This is a genomic window from Klebsiella sp. 10982 (assembly GCF_048589245.1).
Classification (GTDB): domain Bacteria; phylum Pseudomonadota; class Gammaproteobacteria; order Enterobacterales; family Enterobacteriaceae; genus Klebsiella; species Klebsiella quasivariicola.
Genome location: NZ_JBMAXV010000004.1, coordinates 156,887 through 179,303 on the forward strand (window position 1 = coordinate 156,887; position 22,417 = coordinate 179,303).

The window sequence follows — 22,417 nt, forward strand, 5'->3', positions numbered from 1 at the left end:
AACCAAAGAGAAAGGGCCAGCGATGCTGGCCCTTTGCTTTACAGCATATTACGGATGACGTAGTGCAGGATACCGTCGTTGCGGTAGTAGGTCAGCTCGGTCGCAGTGTCGATACGGCACCGACACGGGATCACGTCCTGCGTGCCGTCAGCCCGCGTAACCGTGACCGGCACCGTCGCGCCAGGCTGAAGCGACTGCAGGTTGCTGATATCAATCCGCTCCTCCCCGGTCAACTGCAGCGTTTTACGGGTCACACCTTGCGGGAACTCCAGCGGCAAAATGCCCATTCCGATCAGGTTGGAGCGGTGGATACGTTCGAAGGATTCGGCGATCACCACCCGGATCCCCAGCAGGCGCGGCCCCTTGGCCGCCCAGTCACGGCTGGAACCTGACCCATACTCCTTACCAGCGATCACCGCCAGCGGTATGCCTTCGGCTTTATACCGCATCGCCGCATCGTAGATCGCCACCGGTTCGCGGTCTGGCAAATGGCGGGTCATGCCGCCTTCCACGCCTGGCACCATCTCGTTGCGAATGCGGATATTGGCGAAAGTGCCGCGCATCATCACCTCATGGTTACCGCGACGGGAACCGTAGGAGTTAAAGTCGCGCCGGGCAACCCCATGCTCCTGCAAATAGCGACCAGCCGGACTATCGGCTTTGATGCTCCCCGCCGGCGAAATGTGGTCAGTGGTCACTGAATCGCCCAGCATAGCGAGGATCCGCGCACCATGAATATCCTCCACCGGCAGCGGCTCGACGCCCATCTCGTCAAAGAACGGCGACAGGCGAATATAAGTCGAGTCCTCCTGCCAGTCATAGGTATCTGACGCCTCCACCTTGATTGCTTTCCACTCCTCAGTACCGGAAAACACTTCCGCGTACTCTTTGCGGAACATTTCGGTGGAGACCTGTTCCACCGCGAGGGCAATCTCCTCCCCGCTCGGCCAGATATCTTTCAGATAAACCGGCTCGCCATTCTTACCCTGCCCCAACGGCTCGCGGGTGAGGTCGATATTCATGTTCCCCGCCAGGGCGTAAGCGACCACCAGTGGAGGAGAGGCCAGCCAGTTGGTTTTCACCAGCGGATGGATGCGTCCTTCGAAGTTACGGTTGCCGGAGAGCACCGCCCCGACGGTCAGGTCGCCCTTTTTGATCGCCTCTTCAATCGGTTCCGGCAACGGACCGGAGTTACCGATACAGGTGGTACAGCCATATCCCACCAGATTAAAGCCGAGCTGGTCGAGGTAAGGCGTCAGGCCGGCATGAGCCAGATAATCTGACACGACTTTCGAGCCTGGAGCCAGAGACGCTTTTACCCAGGGCTGCGGCTGCAGGCCACGTTCGACGGCTTTTTTCGCCAGCAGACCGGCGGCCATCAGCACGCTGGGGTTGGAGGTATTGGTGCAGGAGGTGATTGCCGCAATGGCTACGGCGCCATCCGGCAGCGAGTAGTGATGCCCGTTCAGCGTATAATCCACCGGCTGGCGCTGACGCTGCAGATGGTTGACCTCCAGTTCACCGCTGGCGGCAAAAGCTTTCGGCACATCGCCTAAGGCCACGCGATCCTGCGGCCGCTTCGGCCCGGCGAGGCTCGCCTCAACGCTGCTCATATCCAGTGCCAGGGTGCTGGTAAACACCGGCTCATCGCCAGGCTGGCGCCACATTCCCTGCGCTTTGGCATACGCTTCCACCAGCGCGACCTGCTCTTCGCTACGACCGCTGAGACGCATATAGCTGAGCGTCACGTCATCGATTGGGAAGAAGCCGCAGGTGGCGCCATACTCCGGCGCCATATTGGCGATGGTCGCGCGGTCGGCCAGGGGTAAGGTATCCAGCCCGTCGCCGTAGAATTCAACAAATTTGCCGACGACACCATGCTGGCGCAGCATCTGGGTAACGGTCAATACCAGGTCGGTGGCGGTGATACCTTCGCGCAGTTTACCGCTGAGTTTAAAGCCCACCACATCCGGGATCAGCATCGACACCGGCTGACCCAGCATGGCGGCTTCCGCCTCAATCCCGCCGACGCCCCAGCCAAGCACGCCGAGACCATTAATCATGGTGGTATGGGAGTCCGTACCCACCAGGGTATCCGGCCACGCCATCCACTGGCCATTGACTTCCTCGCTCCACACCGCGCGACCCAGGTATTCAAGGTTGACCTGGTGGCATATCCCGGTTCCCGGCGGCACCACGCTGAAGCGGCTAAAGGCCTGCTGCCCCCAGCGCAGAAACGCGTAGCGCTCGTGGTTGCGTTCCATTTCCAGACGGACGTTGTCTTCGAAGGCTTCATCATCGCCGAAACGGTCGACGGTCACTGAGTGGTCGATCACCAGGTCAACAGGTGACAGGGGATTGACCTTCGCCGTATCGCCGCCCAGGCGTTTCACCGCCTCGCGCATCGCGGCCAGATCCACCACCGCCGGCACGCCGGTAAAGTCCTGCATCAGGACGCGAGCCGGACGATAGGCAATCTCCCGGTCGGCATGGGCCTGTTGCAGCCAGCCGGCCAGGGCACGAATATCTTCTTCAGTTACCGAGTCACCGTCCTGCCAGCGCAGCAGGTTTTCCATCAGCACCTTCAGCGATTTGGGCAGCCGACTGATATCACCCAGCTGTTTTTCCGCTAACGGCAGACTGTAGTAGTGCCAGGTTTTCTCGTTAACCTGTAGCGTGTCCTTACTGGCTTCTCGTAGGGTTGACGACATAGCTCCTCCTTTATCTCAGGGATGGCATACCCTGATTCTCCTCAGGGTCTCCATTAAAGATAACACATGCTGAGCATAACACTTTGATAACAACCCAAATTGCTAAATGCCGGGAGGGCGCAGGTCCTGAAACGGGAATTATCTTAATACCGGCGAAAAGGCACCAAAATAGTGCAAAGAGGTGGTTAAAGGCGATATTGTATTAGTACATGAGGACAAAAAAAGAGCTAATCTGTCAACGAAGGATGATTAGCTCTTATGAGAGGTTTCTGGTTGGATAAATCCCGCGGCAAAATATATTCTCCCTGTATTGCCGGTCACTAATTTTATATTACGGTTTCCTTTCACTGTCATAAAAATGACATGTATCTACAACGATGACCTACAGCTTTAGCTGACAATCCAGATGTTGCAGATGGTGAGCGCAATGATGCTCCAGAACATCGCCAGCCCCACCAACACTACGCCCCATACGCGACTACGCAGAACGGGATCGATTTCGGTTTTGTCATTCTCGTATGACATCGCCAGTTTCATGTAATCGATATTACTTATCATATTGTCACCACCAATTGCTCAAATCATCAGGTACAGATAAATCTTAATTATGGATAAAAGATTAATCCAGTGAATTTAGGCTTGATGGTATATATTTAACCGGTTATTTGATCGCGGCGGGCATAATGGCAAACGTGTTACCAGAATTTATTAATTTTGTGATTGGTTCGAGGTTTACATCGTTAAATAAGGGCCATGATAGTAAATGGCACTCCCCACCGGGAATGCCATTATTTTTATCAGGGTTATTTTTCCGGAAGTTTTATATCTTTGAACATCGCTTCAATATCTTCATTCGAGCGCAACGCCACGGCGGTATCTACCACATCGCGGGTCAGATGAGGGGCAAAGCGTTGAATAAAATCATACATATAGCTGCGTAAAAAGGTGCTACGGCGGAAACCAATTTTAGTGGTGCTGTGGCTGAAAATACCGTTCGCATCCAGCTTCACCAGATCCGGGTCCGAAACCGGGTCCACCGCCATGCTGGCGATCACCCCGACCCCAAGCCCCAGACGAACATAGGTCTTGATAACATCGGCGTCAGTGGCGGTAAAGACAATGCGTGGCGTCAGACCCGCACGATTAAACGCGGTGTCCAGTTCGGAACGGCCGGTAAAGCCAAAGGTGTAAGTCACCAGTGGATACTGCGCCAGTTCCTCTATGGATACCGAACCCTTCGCCGCCAGAGGATGCTCAGGCGTGACCACAATCGAGCGGTTCCAGTGATAGCACGGCAACATCACCAGATCGTCATACAGATGCAGCGCCTCGGTGGCGATAGCGAAGTCGGCGTTACCTTTTGAGACCGCCTCCGCAATCTGGGTCGGCGAGCCCTGATGCATATGCAGCGAGACGCGCGGATAACGCTCAATGAAGCCTTTGATCACCCCAGGCAATGCGTAGCGCGCCTGGGTATGGGTGGTCGCCACATACAGCGAGCCTTTATCAGGCCAGGTATGCTCCCCGGCGACAGATTTGATAGCATCGACTTTCGACAACACCTCGCGGGCGATGCGGATGATCTCCTGCCCGGCCGGTGTCACCTGGGTTAAATGTTTGCCGCTGCGGGCAAAAATCTGGATGCCCAGCTCATCTTCCAGCATGCGGACCTGCTTACTGATGCCCGGCTGGGAGGTATAAAGCCCTTCGGCGGTGGATGAAACATTCAGGTTATGGTTAACCACCTCAACGATGTAGCGAAGCTGTTGTAGTTTCATGGCTGATATCCGTTTGCGCGTAAAATGAAGCCGCTTAATACACTTTACGTTCAGGCAACTTGTCGGCTGTGAAGACCCGGGTCTACCGGCAGTTGGCCATAGTGGCGCCGCAACGCATCCTGAAAGCGATGATGTATAAGACGTTTTAATAATAAAAAAGGGATTAACTATAACCACTATATCATTTATATCTACAGTGTATAGACACTAACGAAAAATAATATAGGTGGTTATAAGGGGCAAAAAACCCATGCGGAAGGGGGAAACGACACGGCAGAGATATCCGCTATCTCTGCCGGTCGGAGGAGCAGGAAAAGCGTGCTTTTCCTGCCCGAACGAACGCCATTACTTTTTAGCTTCCGTCCATTTACCGTCGATAAAGAAGGCTGACCAGCCAGTCGCTTTACCCTCTTTTTCGGAGGCGACATACTGCTGCTTCGTTTTACGGCTAAAGCGTACCAGCGTTTTATTGCCTTCCGGATCCTGCTGCGGCGCATCGGCAAGATAGCGCAGTTTTTCCGGCAGACGATCGCGGAAGCGGTACAGCTCTTCCACCAGCGGCGCACGCGTTTCCCGTGATTTCGGGAACGTGTTGGCCGCCAGGAAGACCCCCGCCGCCCCGTCACGCAGGACGAAATAAGCGTCAGACTTCTCGCACGGCAGCTCCGGCAGCGGGACCGGATCTTCCTTCGGCGGAGCCACTTCGCCATTGCGCAGGATCTTACGCGTGTTCTTACACTCGTCGTTGGTACAGGCCATGTACTTACCGAAACGCCCCATTTTCAGGTGCATTTCAGAACCGCACTTCTCGCACTCCACCACCGGGCCGTCATAGCCCTTGATGCGGAACTCGCCCTCTTCAATTTCGTAGCCGTCGCAGGTCGGGTTATTACCACAGACGTGCAGTTTACGCTTGGGATCGATAAGGTAGCTGTCCATCGCCGTCCCGCACTTCTGGCAGCGACGTTTAGCACGCAGGGCGTTAGTTTCCGCGTCATCGCCTTCCAGTACGTTGAGGACTTCGTTTTCCGGCACCAGGTTGATGGTGGTTTTGCACCGCTCTTTCGGCGGCAGGGCATAACCCGAACAGCCGAGGAAAACGCCGGTGCTGGCGGTACGAATACCCATTTTACGTCCACAGGTTGGGCAGTCGATGCTGGTAAGCACCATCGGGTTCGGCTGCATGCCGCCCTCTTCCGGATCTTTCTCCGCCGTCTCCAGCTGGGTGGTAAAATCGCCGAAGAAGTGGTTCAGCACCTCTTTCCACTCGGCCTGGTGGTTGGCCACCTGGTCGAGACGATCTTCCATCTGCGCAGTGAAGTCATAGTTCATCAGATCGCGGAAGTTTTCTTCCAGCCGGTCGGTGACGATCTCGCCCATTTTCTCTGCGTAGAAACGACGGTTTTCCACCCGCACGTAGCCGCGATCCTGAATGGTCGAGATGATCGACGCGTAGGTCGACGGACGGCCGATGCCGCGTTTTTCCAGCTCTTTCACCAGCGAGGCTTCGCTGAAGCGTGCTGGCGGCTTGGTAAAGTGCTGCGCAGGCGTCAGCTCCACCAGGCTCAGGCTGTCGCCCTGTTTGACCACCGGCAGCGTCCGGTCTTCATCGCCCTTGCGCAGGGCCGGCATGACTTTTGTCCAGCCGTCAAAACGTAAGGTACGACCGCGCGCTTTCAGTTTGAAATCACCCGCCGCTACGGTCAGCGTCGTGGAGTCATACTGCGCCGGCGTCATCTGACAGGCGACAAACTGGCGCCAGATCAGCTGATACAGTTTCTGCGCATCCGCTTCCATATCTTTCAGCGTTTCCGCCAGGACATTCACGTCAGAAGGACGAATCGCTTCGTGCGCTTCCTGCGAGTTTTCTTTGCTGGCGTACTGGTTAGCGCTCTCCGGCAGGTACTTTTTGCCGAATTTATCGCTGATATAGCCGCGGACCATGTTCAGCGCGTCCTGACTCAGGTTGGTGGAGTCGGTACGCATATAGGTGATGTGACCGGCCTCATAAAGACGCTGAGCCATCATCATGGTTTTTTTCACGCCGAAGCCAAGACGGGTGCTGGCCGCCTGCTGCAGCGTGGAGGTAATGAACGGGGCGCCCGGCTTGCTGCTGGTCGGCTTGTCTTCCCGCTCCAGCACGCTGTAGCTGGCTTTTTCCAGCAACGATACCGCCGCCATGGTCTCATCACGGCTGACCGGACGGAACGGCTTATCGCCTTTATGCGTCACCTGCAGCGGCAGCGCGTCGCCGCCCGGCGTGGTGGTGCTGGCATCGACTTCCCAGTACTCTTCCGGGACGAACGCCTTGATTTCACGCTCACGCTCCACCACCAGGCGGACCGCAACGGACTGCACGCGCCCGGCAGAAAGACCGCGGGCAATTTTTTTCCACAGCAGCGGCGAGACCATATAGCCCACCACGCGGTCCATAAAGCGGCGCGCCTGCTGGGCGTTAACCCGATCGATATTCAGTTCGCCCGGCTTTTCGAAGGCCTGACGAATCGCGTTTTTGGTGATCTCATTGAACACCACGCGGCTGTAACGCTGTTCATCGCCGCCGATCACTTCCCGCAGGTGCCACGCAATGGCTTCCCCTTCGCGGTCAAGGTCGGTTGCGAGATAGATGTGGTCAGCTTTTTCCGCCAACTGTTTGAGTTCTGAAACTACCTTTTCTTTACCCGGAAGTACTTCATAGTGCGCATTCCAGTCATGCCATGGGTCCACGCCCATGCGGTTAACCAGAGCACCACGTTCATCCTTTTTAGGCTTTTTAGCCCCTTTGGTGGCGGTAGAGTCGGCGCTCTTTTTGGAAGCTGATCCACTGGTCGGCAAATCGCGGATATGACCGACGCTGGATTTCACCACGTAGTCATTACCCAGATACTTATTGATCGTTTTGGCTTTTGCCGGGGACTCAACGATAACGAGAGCTTTACCCATATTCACCTTTACCTAATTTGATTCATCCAGGAATACATCGCACATTCATACACCCTCCACTGGCGACTGCCTCATATGTTGCGGCACCGTCGGTGAATATCAACCCTGAACACCCGTTTCATCTCCGTAAAACCAGGCGCTTGAGTTTGCTGACTTTTTTTCGTCAGGTGACATAGCACGAAGAATTTTTGGCCGAATGTCAAGCAAATCTGTTGCCAGATCGCCGAAAGCGTCACACTGTACCTGATAAAATTCGTTACGCAACTTTATTAGCATGCAAAAGCAAATCCCGCCAGTAAACGGCTGTTTCTCCACTGGTTACGATTACCCCTGTTTTGTCCATGGAAAATTTGCCCCACGCCGCCGCGCGGCGTACACTACGCGCGGAGAAAAAGAGGAGTCCGTTATGCAAGGTACAACCCAACCAATCGATCGCCAGACGCTGCTCGAAAAAGCCAATAAACTTATTCGTGAACATGAGGATACGTTAGCCGGTATCGAAGCCACCGACGTCGTTCAGCGCAACAATGTCCTGGTGTTTAGCGGTGAGTTTTATCTTGATGAGCAGGGACTACCGACGCCGAAGAGTACAGCGGTATTTAACATGTTTAAGTATCTCGCTCACGAGCTGTCGGACAAATACCACCTGGTCGATTAAGACCGGTGAAAACAATAACGCGAGGTCAGGCCTCGCGTTATGTCATTTACATCAGCGGTTTCTGACCGCGCTGCCACCAGCGTAGCAGTAATCTGTCAGCGCTCTCCGCCGCGCTACCGGTAAAACGATCGAGCATTTTCTTGCGCTGTTGATAGCGCACCCCGATCACCTCGTGGCTCTCCATCAGCCCCAGCAGCAGCTCGTCGCTGGTTTCAACCGCATCGACCAACCCTTTCTCCAGCGCCTGTACCCCATACCAGTGCTCGCCGGTGGCCACCTGTTCAATATCAAGCCCCGGACGCATCCGATGGACAAAATCCTTGAACAAATGGTGCGTCTCATTGAGATCCTCACGGAACTTGCGCCGCCCTTCTTCGGTGTTTTCACCCAGCAGAGTGAGCGTCCGTTTGTACTGTCCGGCGGTGTGCAGTTCGATATCAATATCTTTGTTCTTCAGGAAGCGGTGCAGGTTCGGGATCTGCGCCACCACACCAATTGACCCAAGAATCGCAAACGGCGCCGAGACAATCTTGTTCGCCACGCAGGCCATCATATAGCCGCCGCTGGCCGCCACTTTGTCGACCGCCACCGTCAGCGGGATCTGTTTGTCGCGCAAGCGCTGCAGCTGAAAAGCCGCCAGCCCGTAGCCATGTACCACCCCGCCAGGGCTTTCCAGACGAATAACTACCTGGTCGCGCGCTTTCGCCGCCGCCAGCACCGCGGTGATCTCTTCCCGCAGGCTATTGACCTCATGAGCATCCATACTGCCTTTGAAATCCAGCACCCAGGCGCGCGGCTTGCCTTCTGGCTCGGCATTACCCAACTTCGCCCGCGCTTTGGCCGCCTTCGCCTCTTGTTTTTGCTTTTTCTTCTGCGCCTTATGCCACTGCTTCTGCTGCGGGCCGTCCAGCAGCGCCACCGCCAGCGATTCCTTCATCTCTTTATAATGCTCGCTAAGATTAGTCACCCGCAGCTCGCCGCGCTGCTTCTTGCGCTGAGCGAGGTTGACGATAATAGCGGCAATCACCGCGATAGCGACAACGACGGTCGCGATCTTGGCCAAAAATAAGCCGTACTGAGCAAGTAATTCCACGTTTTCACCTTGTGTAAAGCACTGACGTTGCTGCACAGTGTACCTCAGCCGCTGGCGAGAAGTCTTTGTGCTTTGTGTCCTCTGCGCAGCGGATTCCCGTTTTTTTCAGCGAGGCTGAAATCGTTGCAAGATATTAATTTTGTGAATACTTTCCGCTTCGCCGATTGCAATGATGGACGCTTTCAGGCATAACAGCGCAAAAGTGAGATACCAAAGATGAAGCGCGATCGGGAACCGATCGCCCAAGGAGTCGCCGTGCATTATCAACCGCAACGCCACTTGCTGAAAGATCGCATCATCCTGGTCACCGGCGCCAGCGACGGGATTGGTCGTGAAGCGGCCCTGACCTACGCCCGCTACAGCGCCAGCGTGATTCTGCTGGGCCGCAACGACGAAAAACTGCGCGCCGTCGCCCAGGAAATCGAGCGCGAGGGCGGCATTCCCCCTCGCTGGTTTACCCTCGACCTGCTGACCTGCACGCCGCAGGCGTGCCAGCAGCTGGCGCAGCAGATCGGCATGCATTATCCCCGCCTTGACGGCGTGCTGCACAACGCCGGCCTGCTCGGCGACATCTGTCCCATGGACGAGCAGAAGCCGGAGGTCTGGCAGCAGGTGATGCAGGTGAACGTCAATGGCACTTTTATGCTGACCCAGGCGCTTCTTCCTTTATTACTCCGTTCGGATGCGGGTTCGCTGGTCTTTACCTCGTCCAGCGTCGGTCGTCAGGGCCGCGCTAACTGGGGAGCCTATGCGGTTTCAAAATTCGCCACCGAAGGGATGATGCAGGTGCTGGCCGACGAGTATCAAAGCCGCCACCTGCGGGTGAACTGCATCAACCCCGGCGGCACTCGCACCGGGATGCGCGCCAGCGCGTTCCCGACGGAAGATCCGCTGAAACTGAAAACCCCCGCTGACATCATGCCCGTCTATCTGTGGCTGATGGGCGACGACAGTCGCCGCAAGACGGGAATGACCTTCGACGCCCAACCGGGACGCAAACCAGGAATTGCCCAATGAGTGAAGAACGCTACCGCGAACGCCAGCAGCGGCTGAAAGATAAAGTTGACGCCCGGGTGGCGGCAGCCCAGGACGAACGCGGCATTGTGATGGTCTTTACCGGCAACGGTAAAGGTAAAACCACCGCCGCCTTTGGCACCGCGACCCGTGCCGTCGGTCATGGCAAAAAAGTCGGCGTGATCCAGTTTATCAAAGGGACCTGGCCTAACGGCGAGCGTAACCTGCTGGAACCTCACGGCGTCGAATTTCAGGTGATGGCCACCGGTTTCACCTGGAACACCCAGGACCGCGACAGCGATACTGCCGCCTGCCTGGCGGTCTGGGAGCATGCCCGCCGTATGCTCGCTGACGACCAGCTCGATCTGGTGCTGTTGGATGAGCTGACTTACATGGTGGCGTACGATTACCTGCCACTGGAGTCGGTGCTGAGCGCCCTGCGTGAGCGTCCTGCCCATCAGTCGGTGATCATCACCGGCCGCGGCTGTCATCGCGATATTATTGAACTGGCGGATACCGTCAGCGAACTGCGCCCGGTCAAGCATGCGTTTGATGCCGGGATTAAAGCGCAGATGGGGATTGACTACTGAGGGCCTGATACGGCGAAAAGAAGTACGCGTTCCGGCGGCAAGCCACCGGAACGCATAATATTAACCGTTAGTCTTATTGCGGGTACTGGAACGACGGTTGCTGTTGTTACCCTGGCGCGGATTAGCGCTGGTCTGGCTGTGACGCTTCACCGCCCGACGGATCTGATTGGCTTTCAACCGCCGACGGTCTTTCTCAACGGCAACCTTAGAGCTGGTTTCCGGCGTCAGCTCCACCAGCTCGCGCAGGTAGTTGGTCTGCGCCAGGTCCAGCTCGGTATAACCGCCGCGCGGCAGGCCTTTCGGCAGCAGAATGTCGCCGTAGCGCACGCGGATCAGACGGCTGACCTGCACGCCGACCGCTTCCCACAGGCGACGCACTTCGCGGTTACGCCCTTCGGTCAGGGTGACGTTGTACCACTGGTTAATCCCTTCACCGCCGGTGAATTTGATGGTTTTAAATGCTGCCGGACCATCTTCTAACTGTACGCCGCGCGACAGCTGGCGCAGCTTATCCTCATCCACCTGGCCGAAAACGCGAACGGCGTACTCACGCTCGACTTCACGGCTCGGGTGCATCAGGCGGTTGGCCAGTTCACCATCGGTGGTGAACAGCAGCAGGCCGCAGGTATTCACGTCCAGACGACCAACGGCAATCCAGCGCGCGCCGCGCAGTTTAGGCAGACGGTCGAACACCGTCGGGCGCCCTTCCGGATCGTTACGGGTACAGAGCTCGCCTTCCGGCTTATAGTAAGCCAGCACGCGGCAGATCTGCTCGGCAGACTCTTTCACCGAGATCAGATGACCATCGATACGAATTTTTAACCCAGGGACAATTTCTACACGATCGCCGAGGGTGGCGATTTTGCCATCGACGCTGACGCGGCCAGCTTCGATTTTCGCTTCAATTTCACGGCGGGAGCCGTGGCCGGCGCGGGCCAGCACTTTTTGCAGTTTCTCGCTCATTGAGCTTCCTTAAGGTGTCGCCTTCCCAGGCGTCTGGTATGCTTTATGAAACAATGAGGCCAGAACAGACAACTCATTGTTACGTATATACTTTTAACGTAAAGTCTCGTCGGCGCGTTCAGCACATTCACCGCGAGCCCGTATTCGTGGCCGAACATACTACACTAACTTCATCGGGAAAGCTTCTGTTCGCCGCACCGCGCCTTGAGTATGGAACAGATTTTCCTTATTCTCCTGGGCATTCTCGCACTTGTCCGTCTTTGCCAGAAAGAGGGGTCCCCTCGTTACGCCCCTTCTCTGCCATAGCCAACAGCCAGTCGCGAAAACAGCGATTGGCAGGCGCCAGCAGCGCGGTCTCGTGGTAAACCAGATAATAGGCAAGCGGGCAGGCGATGGGCTGCGCCAGGGGATTAACCAGACGTCCCTGCGCCAGCGCTGGCGCTATGAACGAGCGCCGCAGTAATGCCATTCCCATCCCGGCAAGCGCCGCCTCCATCACGCCGTTGGAATCAATGAACACCGGCCCGCGCCGCGCGTGATCCGCCTCCAGCCCCACGGCCTCGCACCACAGCGCCCAGTCTTCACGATGTTCATCATGCAACAGCGGATAATGCAGTAGATCGCTCGCGTCGCTAAGGGTCCGGCGCGGAGCAATCAGCTGCGGGCTGCATACCGGCATCAGGTCGTCATCCAGCAGGCGGTAAGCCTGTAGTTCCGGCCAGCCGCCGGGCCCATGACGCACGGCAAAATCGATCCCTTCGCTCAGCAAATCCACTCGCCGGTTGGTGGTGCCGATCTGGATCTCTATCTGCGGGTAGCGCCGTTCAAAATCAGCCAGCCGCGGTAGCAACCATTGAATGGCAAATCCGCTGGTACAGCTGAGCATCACCTTTTCCGGGGCGGTAGGCACCTGCAGGCGCTGGGTGGCGGCGGCTATCTGGATAAACGCGGGCTGAATAGCCCGCAGGTAGATCGCCCCCACCGCCGTTAACTGTAACTGTCGGGGAGTACGAATAAAAAGCGGGGTATTTAGCGCTTCCTCCAGGCGGGCAATCTGTTGACTAACGGCGCTGGGCGTTACGCAAAGCTCACTGGCGGCCAGCTTCAGGCTGAGCAGTCGCGCCGCCGCCTCAAAGCAGCGCAGCGCATTCAGCGGCGGAAGTTTCATGTAGAGAGAACCTCAGTTAAGAAAAACTTAATCATGTAAGCATAACGCGTTTGTCGGCCCCTGCACGTGAACCCTACAGTAGATTTCCTTCGTGACTACAAGGAGTCAATCATGCGTGTTATCGACTATGGCCGCCTGCTGCTGCTCGCCGCCCTCTGGGGCGCCAGCTTTCTGTTTATGCGCATCACCACCCCGGCCTTCGGGGCGGTGAACAGCGCCTTTCTCCGCGTGTTGTTCGCCGCTATCGCGCTTGGGCTGTTACTCGGTGCGCAGGGGAAATGGAGCGGGTATCAGGGAAAATTCATCTCCACTCTGAAGCTGGGGGTCATTAACTCCGGTCTTCCTTTTCTGATGTACTGCCTGGCCGCGCAGTGGCTGCCGGCGGGGTACTCCGCCACGCTCAACGCCACGGCGCCGATGATGGGAATGCTTATCGGCGCGTTATGCTTTGCAGAACCGTTAACCGTGCGTAAAGGCGGCGGCGCGATACTGGGCGCCATTGGCGTGGCGGTGATCGCGCGCCCAACGTCCAGCCTTAGCGCCGCTCTCCTGCTGCCGGGGATCGGCGCCTGCCTGATCGCGACCGCCTGTTACGGCCTGGCCGGCTTTCTGACCCGCCGCTGGATCCAGCAGCGGGGCGGCCTTGAGGCTGAGCGCGTCGCGCTGGGTAGCCAGGTCGGCGCTACGCTGTTTCTGTTCCCTTTCTTTCTCTGGTCCTGCTGGCATGGGCCAGCGGTAGACTGGCGGCAGAGTTTTCCGTGGATAGCGATAGTCATGCTGGGCGTGGTCTGCACGGCGGCAGGGTATATTCTCTATTTCCGCCTGATTGCCGATATAGGACCGCTGCGTTCGCTGTCCGTGACCTTTTTGATCCCACCTTTTGCGGTGCTGTGGGGCTATCTGTGCCTCAAAGAGACCCTCGAGGAAGAATTGATTCTCGGCGCGCTGCTGGTCTGTCTGGCACTGTGGATGACGGTCGTACCGTCAGGGAGAAAACGTGGAGCGCCGGGCGGTGTATGATTCACAGCCCGGCGAACACGATTAGAGAAACGGCCTCACGTCGCCGACGCCTTCGCGCAGCACCACCGGGGTATCTTCCGTCAGGTCGATAACCGTGGTCGGCTGCTGCCCAAGGAAACCGCCGTGAATGATGAGGTCCACCACCTTCTCCAGACGATCTTTGATCTCTTCCGGGTCGGATTCGGTAAAGTCGCTGCCGGGCAGCATCAGCGAGGTGGAGAGCATCGGCTCGCCTAAAGTCTCGAGCAACGCCTGAGCAATAGGGTTAGACGGGACGCGCATGCCGATGGTTTTACGCTTCTCCTGCAGCAGCCGGCGCGGCACTTCTTTGGTCCCCTTAAGGATAAAGGTGTAGTTGCCCGGGGTGTTGTTTTTCATCAGGCGAAACGCCACGTTGTCGACAAAGGCATAGGTCGACAGCTCGGACAGGTCGCGGCACATCAGGGTGAAGTTGTGGCCGTCCGGCAGCTGACGAATGCGGCAAATCCGCTCCATCGCGCCCTTATCTTCAATTTTGCAGCCCAGCGCGTAGCCGGAGTCGGTTGGATAAACGATCACCCCGCCCTTACGCACAATCTCCACCGCCTGGTTAATCAACCGCGCCTGCGGATTATCCGGATGGATATAAAAAAACTGGCTCATACTTCCCTCTCAATTTTTATTCGGCGGCCGTTTCCCAGCTGTGCCAGACGCCTTCCACGCCGGCAGGAAGCCAGAGCTTACGGCCAAGCTCGATCCACGCGCAGGGCTGATGAAAATCGGACCCCTGCGACGCCAGAAGACCAAACTGCACGGCCAGGGCGGCCAGCTGGGCACGCTCATGGGGCGCCTGCTGACACTGGGCCACTTCCATGGCGTCACCGCCCTGCTCGCTAAAGTGGGCCAACAACCGCTTCAGCCACTTGGCGGAAAGATCGTAGCGCCCGGGATGGGCTATCACCGCCTTGCCGCCAGAATGATGAATGACATCAATCGCTTGTTTTATTGTACACCACTGCGGCGGCACGTAACCGGTTTTCCCACGGGCAAGGTATTTTTTGAAGACCTCCGCCATGTTTTTCGCGTGGCCGGCCTCTACCAGAAAACGGGCAAAATGGCCGCGGGTGACGGCGCCACCGTCCGCCAGGCGCAGCGCCCCTTCCCAGGCGCCGGGGATGCGCGCCTTCTCCAGGCGCTCGGCAATCATCTGGCCGCGCAGCTGGCGCCGCGCTTTCTGCTCCTCCAGCAGGGCGGTCATCGCCGGGTGCGCAATATCAATATTGAGACCCACAATATGAATCTCATGGTTCTCCCAGAGGGTGGAAATCTCGACGCCATTCACCAGCGTTAAGGGTAATCCGGCGCGGGCGATCTCTTCCCGCGCCGCCGGGATCGCCGCCACGCTGTCATGGTCAGTGATCGCCAGGGTGCCAACGCGCATCTCATGGGCGCGGTGGACCAGTTCCTGCGGAGTCAGCCGCCCGTCAGAGGCGGTGGTGTGGCTGTGCAGATCGTAAATCACTGCGTATTGGCTGTCGCTCAAAAGGACTCCTGCTGGACTTCAAGGTAAATAAGCGCATTATCATACCGACAGGCAGAGAAAATCTGCAAACAAGGGTTGACTTTATTCCATCGAACTAGTTAACTAGTACGCAAGTTCACATGAAGGGGTATCACGATGAAAAAGCACGTTATCACTCTGCACAGCTGGTGGCGCACCTCCTGACAACGGGCGGCGTGATCGCGTTTTGCATTCAGCATACAGATACCCGGCCCGCCAATGAGCGGGCTTTTTATTGGACAAAAATAATACGAACAGGCGAGAACAATAATGCAAACATCCAAACCGGCACTCGAGCTTCTCACCAGCGACGCCATCTACCGGGAGAACCCGACGGCGTTATTCCACCAACTGTGCGGCGCCCGTCCGGCCACGCTGCTGCTGGAATCGGCTGACATCGACAGTAAAAATGACTTAAAAAGCCTGCTGCTGGTCGACAGCGCGCTGCGCATCACCGCTCTTGGTGACACTGTCACTATTCAGGCCCTCTCCGCCAACGGCGCCGCGCTGCTGGAACTGCTGGACGGCGCGCTGCCTTCCGGGATCGCCAATCAGCGCCAGCCCAACGGTCGCATTCTGACCTTCCCGGCGGTCAGCGCCCTGCTCGATGAAGACGCCCGCCTCTGTTCGCTGTCAGTGTTTGACGCCTTCCGTCTCCTGCAGGAGCTGGTGACCGTTCCGGCTCACGAGCGCGAAGCGATGTTCTTCGGCGGCCTGTTCGCCTATGACCTGGTGGCCGGTTTTGAAGATCTCCCGCAGTTGCAAAGCGACACCGCCTGCCCGGACTACTGCTTCTACCTGGCGGAAACCCTGCTGGTCATCGACCATCAGACCAAGCATACCCGCATTCAGGCCAGTCTCTTCACCCCACTGGAGAGTGAAAAGCAGCGCCTGGAGCAACGCCTCAGCCAACTGCGTCAGCAGCTGAACGAGCCACCGGCGCCGCTGCCGGTCACCACCGTGGCCGAAATGCGCTGCGACGTTGACCAGAGCGATGAAGAGTACGGCGCGGTGGTGCGTAAAATGCAGCGTGCGATCCGCGCCGGGGAAATCTTTCAGGTGGTTCCTTCCCGTCGCTTCTCGCTGCCCTGCCCGTCGCCGCTGGCCGCTTATGATGTGCTGAAAAAGAGCAACCCCAGCCCGTACATGTTCTTTATGCAGGACAACGATTTCACCCTGTTCGGCGCCTCGCCGGAAAGTTCGCTGAAGTATGATGCCGTTAGCCGTCAGATTGAGATCTACCCCATCGCCGGCACGCGGCCACGCGGCCGTCGCGCCGACGGCTCGCTGGATCGCGATCTTGACAGCCGCATCGAACTGGAAATGCGCACCGACCATAAAGAGCTTTCCGAACACCTGATGCTGGTGGACCTGGCGCGTAATGACCTGGCGCGCATCTGCACCCCGGGCAGCCGCTATGTCGCCGATTTAACCAAGGTTGACCGCTACTCCTTCGTGATGCATCTGGTCTCCCGCGTGGTCGGCGAACTGCGTCAGGATCTCGACGTCCTCCACGCCTATCGCGCCTGCATGAACATGGGCACCCTCAGCGGCGCGCCGAAGGTTCGCGCTATGCAGCTGATTGCCGCCGCCGAAGGTAAACGCCGCGGCAGCTACGGCGGCGCGGTGGGCTATTTCACCGCCCACGGCGACCTCGATACCTGCATCGTCATCCGTTCCGCCTATGTTCAGGAGGGTATCGCTACCGTCCAGGCCGGCGCCGGCATTGTGCTCGACTCGGTTCCTCAGTCGGAAGCGGATGAGACCCGAAATAAAGCCCGCGCGGTGCTGCGCGCCATTGCCCAGGCCCATCACGCGAAGGAGATTTTCTGATGGCTGACATTCTGCTGCTCGATAATATCGATTCTTTCACCTATAACCTGGCAGACCAGCTGCGGGCCAACGGCCATAACGTGGTGATTTATCGCAACTCCGTCCCGGCGCAGGCGCTGATTGAGCGTCTGGGCACCATGGACAACCCGGTGCTGATGCTCTCCCCGGGCCCGGGTACGCCGAGCGAAGCTGGCTGCATGCCGGAGCTGCTGACCCGTATGCGCGGCAAGCTGCCGATCATCGGCATCTGTCTTGGCCATCAGGCCATTGTCGAAGCCTACGGCGGCTATGTCGGCCAGGCGGGCGAGATCCTGCATGGCAAAGCCTCCAGCATTGAGCACGACGGCCAGGCGATGTTTGCCGGTCTGGCTAACCCGCTGCCGGTGGCGCGCTACCACTCGCTGGTCGGCAGCAACATTCCCGCCGGGCTGACGATTAACGCCAATTTCAACGGTATGGTGATGGCCGTGCGTCATGACGCGGACCGGGTGTGCGGCTTCCAGTTCCATCCGGAATCGATCCTCACTACCCAGGGCGCACGCCTGCTGGAGCAGACCCTGGCCTGGGCGCTGCAGAAGCTGGAGCATACCAACACCCTCCAGCCGATCCTCGAGAAGCTGTACCAGGCGGAAACCCTGAGCCAGCAGGAGAGCCACCAGCTGTTCTCCGCCGTCGTGCGCGGCGAAGTGAAGCCTGAGCAACTGGCCGCCGCGCTGGTCAGTATGAAAGTGCGCGGCGAGCAGCCGCAGGAAATTGCCGGCGCCGCCACCGCGCTGCTGGAAAACGCCGCGCCGTTCCCGCGCCCGGACTACCTGTTTGCCGATATCGTCGGCACCGGTGGCGACGGCAGCAACAGCATCAATATCTCCACCGCCAGCGCCTTTGTCGCCGCCGCCTGCGGGTTAAAAGTGGCAAAACACGGCAACCGCAGCGTCTCCAGTAAATCAGGCTCTTCTGACTTGCTGGCAGCCTTCGGCATTAATCTCGATATGAACGCCGATAAATCCCGCGCCGCGCTCGATGAGCTGGGCGTCTGCTTCCTGTTCGCGCCGAAATACCACACCGGTTTCCGCCATGCGATGCCGGTCCGCCAGCAGCTGAAGACCCGCACCCTGTTCAACGTGCTGGGGCCGCTGATCAACCCGGCACATCCGCCGCTAGCGCTGATTGGCGTCTACAGCCCGGAACTGGTGCTGCCGATCGCCGAGACCCTGCGCGTGCTGGGATATCAGCGCGCGGCGGTGGTGCACAGCGGTGGGATGGATGAAGTCTCGCTGCATGCGCCTACGGTGGTGGCCGAACTGCATAACGGGGAAATTAAAAGCTATCAGCTAACCGCCGACGACTTCGGCCTGACGCCTTACCATCAGGCGCAGCTGGCGGGCGGCACCCCGGAAGAAAACCGTGACATTCTGACGCGCTTGCTACAAGGTAAAGGTGAAGCCGCTCACGAAGCCGCCGTCGCCGCCAACGTCGCCATGTTGATGCGTTTACACGGGCATGAAGATCTGAAAGCTAACGCTCAGCAGGTACTGGATGTGCTGCACAGCGGCGCGGCCTATGACAGAGTGACCGCCTTAGCGGCAAGAGGGTAAAGAATGCAAACCGTTTTAGCAAAAATCGTTGCCGACAAAGCGATTTGGGTGGAAGCCCGCAAACAACAACAACCGTTAGCCAGTTTTCAGAATGAAGTGGTCCCGACGCAGCGCAATTTCTATGATGCGCTGGCCGGCACCCGCACCGCGTTTATTCTCGAGTGCAAAAAGGCCTCGCCGTCGAAGGGGTTGATTCGCGAAGATTTCGACCCGGCGGCGATCGCCAGTATCTACAAGCACTACGCCTCGGCGATCTCGGTGCTGTGTGATGAGAAATATTTCCAGGGCAGTTTCGATTTTCTGCCGATCGTCAGTAAGGTCGCGCCGCAGCCGATCCTGTGTAAGGACTTCACCATCGACCCTTACCAGATCTACCTGGCGCGCTACTATCAGGCCGACGCCTGCCTGCTGATGCTCTCGGTACTCGACGATGAGCAGTACCGCCAGCTCTCCGCGGTCGCGCACAGCCTGAATATGGGCGTGCTGACCGAAGTCAGCAATGAAGAGGAGCTGGAACGCGCTATCGCCCTGAAGGCCAAGGTGGTGGGTATTAACAACCGCGACCTGCGCGATATGTCGATTGACCTTAACCGCACCCGTCAGCTGGCGGCGCGTCTCGGCCCGGATGTCACGGTGATCAGCGAATCCGGCATCCATACCTATGCTGAAGTGCGCGAGCTGAGCCACTTCGCCAACGGCTTCCTGATCGGCTCCGCCCTGATGGAGCAGGCGGATCTGGACGCGGCGGTCAAACGCGTGCTGCTCGGCGAGAACAAAGTGTGCGGCCTCACGCGCCCGCAGGATGCCCAGGTGGCCTGGGAGTCTGGCGCCATCTACGGTGGCCTGATTTTTGTCCCGACCTCGCCGCGGGCGGTGAATGATGCCCAGGCCAAAGCGGTGATCGCCGCTGCGCCGCTGCAGTACGTCGGCGTCTTTCGCAATGCGCCGCTGGACGAGGTGGTCGCCCGCGCACAGGCTCTGGGGCTGGCCGCCGTGCAGCTGCACGGTGATGAAGACCAGGCCTTTATCGACGCGCTGCGCGAGGCTCTCACGGACAATGTCCGCATCTGGAAAGCGCTGAGCGTTGGCGAAACTTTCCCGGCCCGTACGCTCCGCCATGTCGACAAATACCTGCTGGACAACGGCCAGGGCGGCAGCGGCCAGCGCTTTGACTGGAGCCTGCTGCAGGGTCAGGATCTGCGCAACGTCATGCTGGCGGGCGGCCTGGGGGCGGATAACTGTGTGGAAGCGGCCAAAAGCGGCTGTGCCGGACTCGATTTCAATTCAGGCGTAGAGTCGCAACCCGGGATGAAAGACGCCAGCAAGCTGGCCTCCGTATTCCAGACGCTGCGCGCATATTAAGGAGCAATAATGAGCACTTTACTGAACCCCTATTTCGGCGAATTCGGCGGCATGTATGTGCCGCAGATCCTAATGCCCGCCCTGCGCCAGCTGGAAGAGGCTTTTGTCAGCGCGCAGAAGGACCCGGCCTTTCAGGCGGAATTCACCGACCTGCTGAAAAACTACGCCGGTCGTCCAACGGCCCTGACCAAATGCCGGAATCTGACCGAAGGCACCCGCACCACCCTGTATCTGAAACGCGAAGATCTGCTGCACGGCGGCGCGCACAAAACCAACCAGGTGCTGGGCCAGGCCCTGCTGGCCAAACGGATGGGCAAAACTGAAATTATCGCCGAGACCGGCGCCGGCCAGCACGGGGTCGCCTCAGCGCTGGCCAGCGCCCTGCTCGGCCTGAAATGCCGTATCTACATGGGCGCCAAGGACGTCGAGCGCCAGTCGCCGAACGTCTTCCGTATGCGCCTGATGGGCGCCGAGGTGATCCCGGTGCACAGCGGCTCCGCCACGCTGAAAGATGCCTGTAATGAGGCGCTGCGCGACTGGTCTGGTAGCTACGAGAAGGCGCACTATATGCTGGGCACCGCCGCCGGTCCGCATCCGTTCCCGACCATTGTACGTGAATTCCAGCGCATGATTGGCGAAGAGACTAAAGCGCAGATCCTCGAAAAAGAGGGACGTCTGCCGGACGCGGTGATCGCCTGCGTTGGCGGTGGGTCCAACGCCATCGGCATGTTTGCCGACTTTATTGATGAAACCAACGTCGGCCTGATCGGCGTGGAGCCGGCCGGGCACGGTATCGAGAGCGGCGAGCACGGCGCGCCGCTGAAGCATGGCCGCGTGGGGATCTACTTCGGTATGAAGTCGCCGATGATGCAAACCGCCGACGGCCAGATCGAAGAGTCTTACTCCATTTCCGCCGGGCTGGACTTCCCGTCCGTTGGGCCGCAGCACGCGTTTCTGAACAGCACCGGTCGCGCTGACTATGTGTCGATCACCGACGACGAAGCGCTGGATGCGTTTAAAGCGCTCTCCCGCCACGAAGGGATTATCCCGGCGCTGGAGTCCTCTCACGCTCTGGCCCACGCGCTGAAGATGATGCGCGAGAACCCGGAAAAAGAGCAGCTGCTGGTGGTTAACCTCTCCGGCCGCGGCGACAAAGACATTTTCACCGTACACGACATCCTGAAAGCGCGAGGGGAAATCTGATGGAACGCTATGAGACGCTGTTTGCCCAACTGAAAAATCGCCAGGAAGGCGCCTTCGTTCCCTTTGTCACCCTTGGCGATCCGGGACCGGAGCAGTCGCTGAAAATTATCGATGCGCTGATCGAAGGCGGCGCCGATGCCCTGGAGCTGGGGATCCCCTTCTCCGACCCGCTGGCAGACGGCCCGACCATCCAGGGCGCGGCCCTGCGCGCCTTCGCCGCGGGGGTCACCCCGGCGCAGTGCTTCGAGATGCTGGCGGCGATCCGCCAGAAGCATCCGACCATCCCAATCGGCCTGCTGATGTATGCCAACCTCGTCTTCAGCCCGGGCATCGATGCGTTCTATGCCCAGTGCGAACGCGTCGGCGTCGACTCGGTGCTGGTGGCCGACGTGCCGGTGGAAGAGTCCGCCCCGTTCCGCCAGGCGGCGATGCGTCATAATATCGCGCCGATTTTCATCTGCCCGCCCAATGCGGATGACGATTTACTGCGCCAGATTGCCTCTTATGGCCGCGGCTACACCTATCTGCTGTCGCGTGCCGGGGTGACGGGTGCGGAAAATCGCGCCGCGCTACCGCTGCACCACCTGGTGGAGAAGCTGGCGGAATATCACGCCGCACCGCCGCTGCAGGGCTTTGGTATCTCCGCGCCGGAGCAGGTGAGCGCCGCCATTGACGCCGGGGCCGCCGGGGCTATCTCCGGTTCCGCCATCGTCAAAATCATCGAACGCCACCTCGATGAGCCGCAGATCATGCTCGACGAACTGAAAGCCTTCGTCCAGAGTCTGAAGGCGGCGACCAAAACCGCCTGACCATCAGCCGCCTGGCATCGCGCCAGGCGGCGATTTCCTCGTGTTACCTCCCCTCCACGTTTTCTTGCCCGCCAGCGCATCAGACGGACCGATGATCGACACCTCGACGCCGGGCGATGCGCTTTAGCGTGGAAAGG

18 protein-coding genes and 1 other annotated feature are annotated in these 22,417 nt (G+C 58.6%); of the genes, 9 read left to right on the forward strand and 9 right to left on the reverse strand.

Translation table 11 applies throughout. From position 1 onward, the window contains the following. Positions 1 to 38: 38 nt before the first annotated feature. The 4 genes from acnA to topA form a co-directional block, all read right to left on the reverse strand. The gene (acnA, locus tag ACKLKD_RS05155; RefSeq protein ID WP_025714304.1) at positions 39 to 2,711 is read right to left on the reverse strand and encodes an aconitate hydratase AcnA; all 2,673 of its coding nucleotides are present in this window, start codon (positions 2,709 to 2,711) and stop codon (positions 39 to 41) included. A 390-nt stretch (positions 2,712 to 3,101) separates the two neighbouring features. Beyond that, entirely contained in the window at positions 3,102 to 3,269 is a 168-nt protein-coding gene (locus tag ACKLKD_RS05160; RefSeq protein ID WP_002901776.1) for a YmiA family putative membrane protein, read from the reverse strand. Positions 3,270 to 3,514: 245 nt separating this feature from the next. Next, positions 3,515 to 4,489, reverse strand: a complete 975-nt coding sequence (gene cysB / locus ACKLKD_RS05165; protein ID WP_008807786.1) for an HTH-type transcriptional regulator CysB — start codon at positions 4,487 to 4,489, stop codon at positions 3,515 to 3,517. Between the two features lie 345 nt (positions 4,490 to 4,834). Beyond that, complete coding sequence (topA, locus tag ACKLKD_RS05170) at positions 4,835 to 7,432, reverse strand: type I DNA topoisomerase (protein WP_025714303.1); 2,598 nt, start codon at positions 7,430 to 7,432, stop codon at positions 4,835 to 4,837. Between the two features lie 406 nt (positions 7,433 to 7,838). Here topA and ACKLKD_RS05175 point away from each other — a divergent pair, with 406 nt between their 5' ends. Next, entirely contained in the window at positions 7,839 to 8,090 is a 252-nt protein-coding gene (locus ACKLKD_RS05175; protein WP_002901761.1) for a YciN family protein, read from the forward strand. A 46-nt stretch (positions 8,091 to 8,136) separates the two neighbouring features. Here ACKLKD_RS05175 and sohB read toward each other — a convergent pair whose 3' ends face one another. Next, positions 8,137 to 9,183, reverse strand: coding sequence for a protease SohB (gene sohB, locus ACKLKD_RS05180; RefSeq protein ID WP_087805999.1), 1,047 nt, complete (start codon positions 9,181 to 9,183; stop codon positions 8,137 to 8,139). A 255-nt stretch (positions 9,184 to 9,438) separates the two neighbouring features. On the opposite strand from sohB, the gene ACKLKD_RS05185 reads away from it, so the two are divergent. Together ACKLKD_RS05185 and cobO are read left to right on the forward strand one after the other, a co-directional pair. Further along, a complete protein-coding gene (locus ACKLKD_RS05185; protein ID WP_025714301.1) occupies positions 9,439 to 10,200 on the forward strand; it encodes a YciK family oxidoreductase in 762 nt (253 codons plus the stop codon). Continuing rightward, positions 10,197 to 10,787 (forward strand): cob(I)yrinic acid a,c-diamide adenosyltransferase, encoded by a 591-nt coding sequence (gene cobO / locus ACKLKD_RS05190; RefSeq protein WP_025714300.1) that lies wholly within the window; start codon positions 10,197 to 10,199, stop codon positions 10,785 to 10,787. The genes ACKLKD_RS05185 and cobO overlap by 4 nt, the downstream gene beginning before the upstream one ends. A gap of 60 nt (positions 10,788 to 10,847) precedes the next feature. Here the strand turns inward: cobO and rluB are convergent, their stop codons facing one another. Then, complete coding sequence (rluB, locus tag ACKLKD_RS05195; RefSeq protein ID WP_004203870.1) at positions 10,848 to 11,750, reverse strand: 23S rRNA pseudouridine(2605) synthase RluB; 903 nt, start codon at positions 11,748 to 11,750, stop codon at positions 10,848 to 10,850. A gap of 226 nt (positions 11,751 to 11,976) precedes the next feature. Next, a complete protein-coding gene (gene gcvA / locus ACKLKD_RS05200) occupies positions 11,977 to 12,918 on the reverse strand; it encodes a transcriptional regulator GcvA (protein ID WP_025714299.1) in 942 nt (313 codons plus the stop codon). Positions 12,919 to 13,029: 111 nt separating this feature from the next. Here gcvA and ACKLKD_RS05205 point away from each other — a divergent pair, with 111 nt between their 5' ends. After that, positions 13,030 to 13,938 carry a DMT family transporter gene (locus tag ACKLKD_RS05205; RefSeq protein WP_025714298.1) on the forward strand — a complete coding sequence of 303 codons (909 nt, stop codon included), beginning with the start codon at positions 13,030 to 13,032 and terminating at the stop codon, positions 13,936 to 13,938. A gap of 21 nt (positions 13,939 to 13,959) precedes the next feature. On the opposite strand, the gene ACKLKD_RS05210 is transcribed toward ACKLKD_RS05205, so the two are convergent. Both ACKLKD_RS05210 and rnm read right to left on the reverse strand, forming a co-directional pair. Beyond that, positions 13,960 to 14,580 (reverse strand): L-threonylcarbamoyladenylate synthase, encoded by a 621-nt coding sequence (locus ACKLKD_RS05210; RefSeq protein ID WP_002901738.1) that lies wholly within the window; start codon positions 14,578 to 14,580, stop codon positions 13,960 to 13,962. A gap of 16 nt (positions 14,581 to 14,596) precedes the next feature. After that, on the reverse strand, positions 14,597 to 15,460 hold the full coding sequence (gene rnm / locus ACKLKD_RS05215; RefSeq protein WP_025714297.1) for an RNase RNM: 864 nt from the start codon (positions 15,458 to 15,460) through the stop codon (positions 14,597 to 14,599). A gap of 159 nt (positions 15,461 to 15,619) precedes the next feature. Beyond that, positions 15,620 to 15,715, forward strand: a sequence feature (Trp leader region). A gap of 33 nt (positions 15,716 to 15,748) precedes the next feature. Here rnm and ACKLKD_RS05220 point away from each other — a divergent pair. Genes ACKLKD_RS05220 through trpA form a run of 5 tightly spaced genes read left to right on the forward strand, consistent with a single transcriptional unit; the run spans position 15,749 to position 22,280 of the window. Then, complete coding sequence (locus ACKLKD_RS05220; RefSeq protein ID WP_025714296.1) at positions 15,749 to 17,311, forward strand: anthranilate synthase component 1; 1,563 nt, start codon at positions 15,749 to 15,751, stop codon at positions 17,309 to 17,311. Next, positions 17,311 to 18,906 carry a bifunctional anthranilate synthase glutamate amidotransferase component TrpG/anthranilate phosphoribosyltransferase TrpD gene (gene trpD, locus ACKLKD_RS05225; RefSeq protein WP_004148109.1) on the forward strand — a complete coding sequence of 532 codons (1,596 nt, stop codon included), beginning with the start codon at positions 17,311 to 17,313 and terminating at the stop codon, positions 18,904 to 18,906. Before ACKLKD_RS05220 ends, trpD begins: the two co-directional genes overlap by 1 nt. 3 nt (positions 18,907 to 18,909) lie before the next feature. Beyond that, complete coding sequence (gene trpCF, locus ACKLKD_RS05230) at positions 18,910 to 20,268, forward strand: bifunctional indole-3-glycerol-phosphate synthase TrpC/phosphoribosylanthranilate isomerase TrpF (RefSeq protein ID WP_087806001.1); 1,359 nt, start codon at positions 18,910 to 18,912, stop codon at positions 20,266 to 20,268. Positions 20,269 to 20,277: 9 nt separating this feature from the next. Beyond that, a complete protein-coding gene (gene trpB / locus ACKLKD_RS05235) occupies positions 20,278 to 21,471 on the forward strand; it encodes a tryptophan synthase subunit beta (protein WP_012542059.1) in 1,194 nt (397 codons plus the stop codon). After that, entirely contained in the window at positions 21,471 to 22,280 is an 810-nt protein-coding gene (trpA, locus tag ACKLKD_RS05240; protein WP_087806003.1) for a tryptophan synthase subunit alpha, read from the forward strand. Before trpB ends, trpA begins: the two co-directional genes overlap by 1 nt. Positions 22,281 to 22,417: the final 137 nt, after the last annotated feature.

Excerpts from the sequence above, each read along its gene's own strand:
- rluB (WP_004203870.1), bottom strand. The coding sequence starts at position 11,750 with ATGAGCGAGAAACTGCAAAAAGTGCTGGCCCGCGCCGGCCACGGCTCC.
- gcvA (WP_025714299.1), bottom strand. The coding sequence starts at position 12,918 with ATGAAACTTCCGCCGCTGAATGCGCTGCGCTGCTTTGAGGCGGCGGCG.
- acnA (WP_025714304.1), bottom strand. The coding sequence starts at position 2,711 with ATGTCGTCAACCCTACGAGAAGCCAGTAAGGACACGCTACAGGTTAAC.
- trpB (WP_012542059.1), top strand. The coding sequence starts at position 20,278 with ATGAGCACTTTACTGAACCCCTATTTCGGCGAATTCGGCGGCATGTAT.
- ACKLKD_RS05175 (WP_002901761.1), top strand. The coding sequence starts at position 7,839 with ATGCAAGGTACAACCCAACCAATCGATCGCCAGACGCTGCTCGAAAAA.
- cobO (WP_025714300.1), top strand. The coding sequence starts at position 10,197 with ATGAGTGAAGAACGCTACCGCGAACGCCAGCAGCGGCTGAAAGATAAA.
- trpA (WP_087806003.1), top strand. The coding sequence starts at position 21,471 with ATGGAACGCTATGAGACGCTGTTTGCCCAACTGAAAAATCGCCAGGAA.
- ACKLKD_RS05210 (WP_002901738.1), bottom strand. The coding sequence starts at position 14,580 with ATGAGCCAGTTTTTTTATATCCATCCGGATAATCCGCAGGCGCGGTTG.
- trpD (WP_004148109.1), top strand. The coding sequence starts at position 17,311 with ATGGCTGACATTCTGCTGCTCGATAATATCGATTCTTTCACCTATAAC.
- ACKLKD_RS05160 (WP_002901776.1), bottom strand. The coding sequence starts at position 3,269 with ATGATAAGTAATATCGATTACATGAAACTGGCGATGTCATACGAGAAT.
- cysB (WP_008807786.1), bottom strand. The coding sequence starts at position 4,489 with ATGAAACTACAACAGCTTCGCTACATCGTTGAGGTGGTTAACCATAAC.
- ACKLKD_RS05205 (WP_025714298.1), top strand. The coding sequence starts at position 13,030 with ATGCGTGTTATCGACTATGGCCGCCTGCTGCTGCTCGCCGCCCTCTGG.
- trpCF (WP_087806001.1), top strand. The coding sequence starts at position 18,910 with ATGCAAACCGTTTTAGCAAAAATCGTTGCCGACAAAGCGATTTGGGTG.
- topA (WP_025714303.1), bottom strand. The coding sequence starts at position 7,432 with ATGGGTAAAGCTCTCGTTATCGTTGAGTCCCCGGCAAAAGCCAAAACG.
- ACKLKD_RS05220 (WP_025714296.1), top strand. The coding sequence starts at position 15,749 with ATGCAAACATCCAAACCGGCACTCGAGCTTCTCACCAGCGACGCCATC.